Genomic DNA, 7,351 nt, shown 5'->3' with positions numbered 1-7,351 from the left:
CGTGCGGAACTCGCGATAAACCTTGTATACGCCCGCCCGCTCCCGAGGGGCTCCCATCCCAAATGTGCGGAGCAAAGCTCCGCACACCAACTTTTTCTTTCAGCTAAAGAACGCCGGAAATTCGACGCTGGCTTGTTAACCTTGCTGGACGTTGTCGACGCCAAACCAGCCCAGAAGCTATATCGATACAGAAAGGTCCCCGGGCGGAGGGGCCGGATATAAGGTTTATCGCGAGTTCCGCACGCAAAGAAGGCCACTTAATGTGGCCTTCGTCTTGCGCAGGACTGTAGAGCAGGAAACCTTATATCCGGCCCCTCCGTCCGGGGACCGCGCCGTACCAGCTACAGCGTCATGTTTGGATCGGCGTCGACGTCGAACGGCGAGATTTCACCTCGGTCGAATTTACGGCGAGCGACCTCCGCGATCATGGCTGCGTTATCGGTACAGGCAGACAAGGGCGGCACCGTTACGCGAATCCCCTGACGTCCAAGCTTCTTGATCATCATCTCGCGCAGATGCGGGTTGGCCGAGACGCCGCCACCGATGCAGTATTCCTTGCATCCGGTAGCGTGCAGTGCGTTTTTGGCCTTCTTGTACTGCACGTCAAAGACAGCTGCCTCAAACGAAGCCGCCAGATCGGGCAGGTGAATCGTGCGCCCGGCCTTGGTCTCCTGTTCAATGTAGAGCGTCACAGCGGTTTTAAGGCCCGAAAGCGAGAAGCGATAGTCTCCTCTGCTGTTAAGCGCACGGGGGAAATCGATCGCCTTGGGGTTGCCCGTCTCGGCCAGCTTGGAAATGATGGGGCCACCGGGATAGCCCAGACCCAATGCCTTGGCTACCTTGTCGAAGGCCTCGCCCACAGCGTCGTCGAGCGTCTCACCGAGCACCTCGTAGTCGCCCCACGCCTTCACGTGCACGAGCATGGTGTGCCCACCCGAGACAAGCGTGAAGATAAACGGCGGTTTGAGGTCGGGTTGCGCCAGCAGGTTGGCAAACAGGTGCCCCTCCAGATGGTTGACGCACACGAGCGGCTTGCCGGCAGCGTAGGCAAAGCCCTTGGCGAAGGCGACGCCAACCACGAGCGCGCCCACCAGGCCCGGGCCCTGTGTCACGCCCACGGCGGCAAGCTCGCTGGGGGCAATGGCTCCATCCTCAAGACCAAGCGATGCTGCGGCATCCTCGAGCGCCGCATCCACGACACTCACAATCACCTCGACGTGTTTGCGCGAGGCGATCTCGGGCACCACGCCGCCAAAGCGGGCGTGAAAATCAATCTGCGTTGACACCTGGTTGGCCAGCATATTGCCATCCGCATCGATAATCGCCACGGCCGTCTCGTCGCAGGAGCTCTCGATAGCGAGCACTAGGCGGCGGCGCTCAATTTCGGCACGCTCCCCCTCGGAGCGCCCAGGCGCAGGCAGCGGCCACACGCGCTGCTCTGCCGCCGTCGGCTCGGGCGAAGCATTGTCGACCGGAAGTACCAGGGGCAGCGGGGCCGTCATGACGATGGCGTCCTTGCCGGCACCATAGTAGCCGCGGCGACGGCCAGCCTCGGTAAAGCCCAGAGCGTTATAGAGCGCAATCGCTCCCTCGTTGCCGTCCTCGACCTCGAGCGAAGCCGTGGTGCAGCCGAGCATCTGGGCATCATAGCTCACATGCGACAGCAGCTTGCGGGCAATGCCCTCACGGCGATGTGCCGGGTCGACGGCGACATCCAGAATCTGCACATCACCGTCCACGACCATACCGCCGGCAAGGCCCAGTAGCTTGCCGTCGTCGTGTGCCACCCACCAACTACGCGGCGCAGCGACGTCCTCGCCCAGTTCGGACAGGAACATGCCCGGCGTCCACGCCTCGTGTCCGGCACCTTCAAAGCAGGCAGCCTCTAGCGCGCTCGCGCCCTCGGCATCCGCCGCGCCCATGGGACGGAACTGCAGATGACGACCGGCGAGCTCATCGGCAACGCCCGTAATTTCGCTCTGCGCACTCTCGGCAAGACCAAGACGCTTGCGCTCGTTTTCCTCGGCATCCGAAAGGCGCGTGTAAATCGGCAGGACGCGAGCCGGATCGCCGTCACCCGCAGCGTGCGCGAGCAGCAAGCCCTCGCCCGAAGGCCACCACAGGTCGCGCTCCACGCAGCGGGCGGTCTCGTCCTCACCCAGCAGCTTGCCATAGCGCACGAGACCGTCACCGGTCAGCTGAACCTGGTCCCAGTCCGCTGCTCGGCGCCACTCATCGAGCGCCACGGCGGCCTTGACCACGTGTTCGCGCTCAAATTGACGCTCGGGACCCTCATCGCCCAGCATATATAGTGCCGGATATACCTCACCGCGCATGGCATCGGCCAAGATACCAAGCTTGCCGCGCACGCCAGCCTTCCACGCCGTCCAAGCGCAAGCGTCGAGCGTCGACACGCCCAGCAGCGGAACATTGGCACCGCGCGCGAGGCCCTTGGCAGTGGAGATGCCGATGCGCACACCCGTAAACGACCCCGGGCCGCGGCCGACCACGTAGCAACCAACATCGCTGCGATCCAGACCGACTTGAGCCAGCACGCCATCAACGGTATTCACGAGCTCAACGTTGGCGTGACGGCGACACATGTGGTCGCCACTCACGAGCTTCGTCTCGCCCGTCTGCCCATCAATCCAGCTTGCCGCGCAGGCAAGCATGTCGGTCGAGGTATCGAGCGCCACCACCAGCGCGTTGTCGTTATGCAAGCTCATCTTGTACAGCCTTATCAATCAAATGGGAAAGCTCCATTGCGCGGTCACCGTGCGCCTCGAGCGTTATCGTTCGCACATCACTGTCGCCCTCATCACGCTTGAGCGTCACCGAAAGATACTCATCCGTCAGCTCGTCTTGGAATTGTTCGCCCCATTCCAGCAGGCAAGCACCCTCATAGCCCAGCACATCGAAAATGCCCGTATCCTCGAGCTCGTAGGCATGCTCCAGACGGTATAGATCAAAGTGAAACAGCGGAATACGGCCTTGATCATGAACGGCCATGAGCGCAAACGTAGGGCTCGTAACCATATGCTCATCGCCCAGCCCGCGCGAGACGCCCTTGGTAAAGTGAGTTTTGCCCACCCCCAGGCCACCGGTCAGGATGAGCACATCGCCGTCCTCAAGGCACGGTGCAATTAGCTCGCCAAAGTACTCCGTATCGGCAGCGCAAGTCGTTTTGTAAGTACCTACCCCCAGGCGCTCCAGGGACATATATGCTCCTTATTATTCCGAGGCGTCCTCTGGTGCGGGATGTCGCTCCAGATAGTCGCCCAGCATCTTAAAGTCTTCCTCCAGCAGTTCCTGCCACGCCGGATTGCGTAGCGCTGCTGCCGGATGGAACGTGGGCATTACTACAAAATGCCCCATCTGGTGGAACCTGCCGCGCAGCTTAGTAATGCCAATCTCGGTCTTAAGCACAAAGTGCGTCGCGGGGTTGCCGAGCGTCACGATAATATCGGGCCAGATGCTTCGAATCTGCTCACGCAAAAACGGCGAGCAAGCCAGCACTTCCTCGGGACGTGGATTGCGGTTTCCCGGCGGGCGGCACTTAAGCACGTTGGCAATGTAGACGTCTTCGCGTTTGAGCCCCGCCAGCGACAAAATGCCGTTGAGGTCCTCGCCTGCCGCCCCCACAAAGGGCTCGCCCTGCAAATCCTCATTGCGGCCCGGCGCCTCGCCAATAAACATCACACGAGCGCGGGGGTTTCCCACGCCAAACACGATATTGTGACGCGACTGGTAGAGCTGGCAGAGGTGACAATCGCCCAGAACGGCCTCAATTTCCTCGAGTGCGACCTCACGTGGTGCCTGATGGGTATGGCCGGGGATGTGCATGACGCCCATAGCGGCTCCTACACGTAGACCTTGTCGAGACGCATGCCAAAGCCGCAGGCGACCTCGTAGTTAATCGTTCCGCGCAGTCGGGCCATCTCGTCCATAGTGATCTCGGCATCGCCATCGCGGCCGACAATAATCATCTCGTCACCATACTCGGCCTCGGGAATCTCGTGTGCCGGGTTGGACTGAATGGCGACCATAAACTGGTCCATGCAGATATTGCCAACCTGATGCACGCGCTCGCCGCGATACAGCACATCCATACGATTGGAAAGCGTACGCGATAGGCCATCGGCATAACCGATCGGCAGCGTGCAGATCTGAACGCGCGTACGCGGTACGCGGTAGGTAAAACCGTAGCCCACGCCCTCACCCATCGCAGGGTGTGCCACGCGCGTCACACGCGCATGGACGCTCATAACGGGATCAAGCTGCATCACGCGGCCACTCAGCTCGCACGGCTGCATTCCATACAAGCCAACGCCGGCGCGAATCATATCAAAATGCATCGAAGGGTCGAGCATCGAGGACGGCGTGTTGGCGCAGTGCACGATACCGCACTCAAAGCCCGCATCCTTAATGGCCTGAACGGCCTCGGTAAAGCGCTGACACTGCAGTTTGTAGTCCCAGCCCGAAGGTTCATCGGCCGTGGCGAAGTGCGTAAATACGCCGTCGCACTGAATACCGCGATGGAAATTTATACCGCGGACAAAGTCGAGCACCTGCGTGTAGTGAACGCCGATACGATTCATGCCCGTCTCGATGGCGAGATGATACTTGCCCACTTTGCCCGCCGCGACGGCACATTCGCCATACGCAAGAGCAAAGTCAGACGTATAGACCGAGGGCATGATATCAAACTCGAGCAACGTCGGAATGGCCTCGATAGGCGGCTCGCTTAGGATGAGGATGGGTTTCGTAATCCCGCCCTGTCGGAGCTCAACGCCCTCGTTAACCGTCGCCACGGCAAACATGTCGGCACCGGCCGAATACATGATCTTGGCGCACTCAACAGCTCCATGGCCATAAGCATCGGCCTTGACCACGCAGCACAGGCGCTGACGTGGATTCAGCAAGTTCTTGTAGGCCCTCGTGTTACGACGGAGCGCCCCACGGTCGATCTCGACCCAGGACCAGCGCGTCAAATCGGCTTTATTCATGATTAGTCATCCGACCCTTCGTCCATGATTCCCAGATCTTCGAGCGCATCCTTTGCCGCCAGCTCCATGGCAGGACCGATCAAGTCGATAAGATCGGTCGCGATAACGCTCTTCTCACCATACTCCGTCGCCGCGGCAAAACCGGCGTAGCTGTGAAGTGCGACGGCGTACGAATACAGCAACTCCCAACGATCCATCTCGTCGCGCATGGTGGCAAGCGTGCCGGCCAAAATACCCGCGAGAACATCACCCGAACCGGCAGTTGCTAGAGAAGCCGGACCCGAGAGCGGCAGCAACACACGCTCAACGCCACAGATAGCCGTCGTCGGCCCCTTGGCAATGACCACCAGATTGTCGGAGCCTGCAGCCCAGACAACCTTCTGCGCGGCCGCAATCGCGGTACCAAGGTCGTTCACCTCGTCACCGGCAACCAGACGCGAAAGCTCACGATAGTGCGGCGTCATAACCAACGGCTGCTCGCGACGATACATCTCGGGATTACTATCAATACCGTCAATGGCAATCTTAGCAAGGCAGTTGAGTGCATCGGCGTCCAAAATAAGCGGCACATCAAGCTCGAGCAAGCCCGAAACCACCTGCATAGCGCCGGCAGATGTCGTCATACCGGGACCGCACAGTACGCAGCTGTACTTCTTTGCAATCTCGCACACCGTCATGCGCGCAGCGGCGCCAAAGGAGCCGCGGGAATCAGACGGAATAGCAAAGACGGGAATCGAAGGAAGTGCCATGCGAATAAGATTGGCGCAGGCGTCAGGAGCCGCGACTGCCACGTAACCAGCACCCGCGCGAGCTGCAGACTTGGCCGCCATAATGGCAGCACCAGGATATTGCGCAGATCCGGCGACAATAAGCACAGAGCCACGGGAATACTTATCGATATTCGTAGGTAGTGGAGCAAAGTAATCAACTAAGTCACCGGGCTCGACAATCTCGGCGGCGTGGTCGACATCATCGATGACCTCGTCAAGACGGTCGTAAAGATTGCCGCAGATCAAATCGCCAGCATACTCAGGGCCATCGGCGCTATACAAACCAATCTTGGGCGCAATCATCGTCACCGTATGCTCGGCACGAATGCAGTCGTCATCAACAACGCCCGTCTCGGCATTCAGGCCCGAGGGGACATCAATGGATACGACACAGTCGGCGCATTCATTGACCGTAGGAATCCAGATGGAGAACGGCGCACGCAGATTCCCGTGAAAACCGGTACCAAAAATGGCATCGACAACAACATCGGCCTTATCGATCAAAACCTCGAGTTCATCACGCGAGGGGCCGACGCAAACGTGCACATCGCGGCCGGCAGTACGACGAGCAACATGACGTGCCAGAGCAGCAGGAATCTCATCCGGTTCAACCGGAGAAACGATATCCACGTCCACACCCTTATGGCTCAGGATATCGGCGGCAACCCAACCGTCGCCGCCATTATTACCAAAACCGACCAGAACGAGAACCCGATCGGGATTGAGCTTCAAGACCTCGTTGGCGGCAAACTCACCCGCTAGCTCCATAAGCTCGGCCTTCGAAGTCCCTTCGCGTTCGATGATATCCTCGAGACGAACGACTTCTTCGGTACTCAAAACCGGTTTCATCTATGCTCCTAGCGTATCTTGCGAAGCATCGCCCAGGTGCTCCGTCAATGCTGAATTCTGCAGCTGCTCAAGCTCATCTAAAACAGAGCGAGCCTCTTTAAATGTCTGCGCAACGCGTTTCTTGGTGCTCACCTTTTCATCTTTTGGCTTAGGCCGAGCATCTTCGGTAATCGCGATGGCATTCGCAACGGCCAAGTCTCCTGTAAGCGTAATGGAAAGAGCGACCTCAACAACACCAAGCTCATGAGCGATCTCGAGTGCACGGCCCGAAAGCAGCGCCTTCGGTTTGCCGAGTTTATCACGCGTTACCGAAACATCCTTGCGACCAACGCCTTGACTAAAACCCGTGCCGAGAGCTTTAAGCACCGCCTCGCGCGAAGCAAAGCGGCTCGCATAGTGAGCAGCGGGACGCGATGATGCATCGCAATACGCACGCTCATCTTCGGTAAACACACGCCGAGCAAACGACGGCGTCTTTTCAAGAATTGATTTCATGCGGGAAATCTCGACGATATCAACGCCGATACCAGCTTCAGCCATGTTCACCTCCATATCGCACAGACTAAGTTATTGTAGCCCGTTCACAGAAGATGCGACAAACGAGGGTTATAAAACACAGCTACTATGTGAGACAAAAGCCCGTAAACGCAAAAAGGGGGAGGCCGCGAGGCCTCCCCCTTCTCAGTTCAAGCGTACGGCTCGGTGCCGTCCACCGGTCAGCGGCGC

At 59.1% G+C, this 7,351-nt stretch carries 6 protein-coding genes; all 6 read right to left on the bottom strand.

Annotated elements, in window-relative coordinates; genetic code table 11:
- Positions 1–341 precede the first annotated feature (341 nt).
- From tsaD to acpS, 6 genes are read right to left on the bottom strand one after another with little or no spacing between them, the layout of a single operon-like run.
- Positions 342–2,726, bottom strand: a complete 2,385-nt coding sequence (gene tsaD, locus ABCP74_RS09275; RefSeq protein ID WP_343001202.1) for a tRNA (adenosine(37)-N6)-threonylcarbamoyltransferase complex transferase subunit TsaD — start codon at positions 2,724–2,726, stop codon at positions 342–344.
- Entirely contained in the window at positions 2,713–3,219 is a 507-nt protein-coding gene (gene tsaE / locus ABCP74_RS09270; RefSeq protein WP_117735673.1) for a tRNA (adenosine(37)-N6)-threonylcarbamoyltransferase complex ATPase subunit type 1 TsaE, read from the bottom strand. Before tsaE ends, tsaD begins: the two co-directional genes overlap by 14 nt.
- Before the next feature lie 12 nt (positions 3,220–3,231).
- Positions 3,232–3,852 carry a uracil-DNA glycosylase gene (locus ABCP74_RS09265; protein ID WP_006235848.1) on the bottom strand — a complete coding sequence of 207 codons (621 nt, stop codon included), beginning with the start codon at positions 3,850–3,852 and terminating at the stop codon, positions 3,232–3,234.
- Positions 3,853–3,860: 8 nt separating this feature from the next.
- A complete protein-coding gene (gene alr / locus ABCP74_RS09260; RefSeq protein ID WP_035137770.1) occupies positions 3,861–5,006 on the bottom strand; it encodes an alanine racemase in 1,146 nt (381 codons plus the stop codon).
- A 2-nt stretch (positions 5,007–5,008) separates the two neighbouring features.
- On the bottom strand, positions 5,009–6,625 hold the full coding sequence (locus ABCP74_RS09255) for an NAD(P)H-hydrate dehydratase (RefSeq protein ID WP_082222952.1): 1,617 nt from the start codon (positions 6,623–6,625) through the stop codon (positions 5,009–5,011).
- Positions 6,626–7,165 (bottom strand): holo-ACP synthase, encoded by a 540-nt coding sequence (gene acpS, locus ABCP74_RS09250; protein WP_343001203.1) that lies wholly within the window; start codon positions 7,163–7,165, stop codon positions 6,626–6,628.
- Positions 7,166–7,351: the final 186 nt, after the last annotated feature.

Source organism: Collinsella aerofaciens, from assembly GCF_039062315.1.
Classification (GTDB): Bacteria; Actinomycetota; Coriobacteriia; order Coriobacteriales; family Coriobacteriaceae; genus Collinsella; species Collinsella aerofaciens_BG.
Note: the sequence above shows the minus strand (reverse complement) of the source record. Positions and strands in the feature narration are given on the sequence as shown.

Bases quoted from the DNA above. Each gene is read 5' to 3' on its own strand.
- acpS (WP_343001203.1), bottom strand. From the start codon at position 7,165: ATGGCTGAAGCTGGTATCGGCGTTGATATCGTCGAGATTTCCCGCATG.
- ABCP74_RS09255 (WP_082222952.1), bottom strand. From the start codon at position 6,625: ATGAAACCGGTTTTGAGTACCGAAGAAGTCGTTCGTCTCGAGGATATC.
- alr (WP_035137770.1), bottom strand. From the start codon at position 5,006: ATGAATAAAGCCGATTTGACGCGCTGGTCCTGGGTCGAGATCGACCGT.
- tsaE (WP_117735673.1), bottom strand. From the start codon at position 3,219: ATGTCCCTGGAGCGCCTGGGGGTAGGTACTTACAAAACGACTTGCGCT.
- ABCP74_RS09265 (WP_006235848.1), bottom strand. From the start codon at position 3,852: ATGGGCGTCATGCACATCCCCGGCCATACCCATCAGGCACCACGTGAG.
- tsaD (WP_343001202.1), bottom strand. From the start codon at position 2,726: ATGAGCTTGCATAACGACAACGCGCTGGTGGTGGCGCTCGATACCTCG.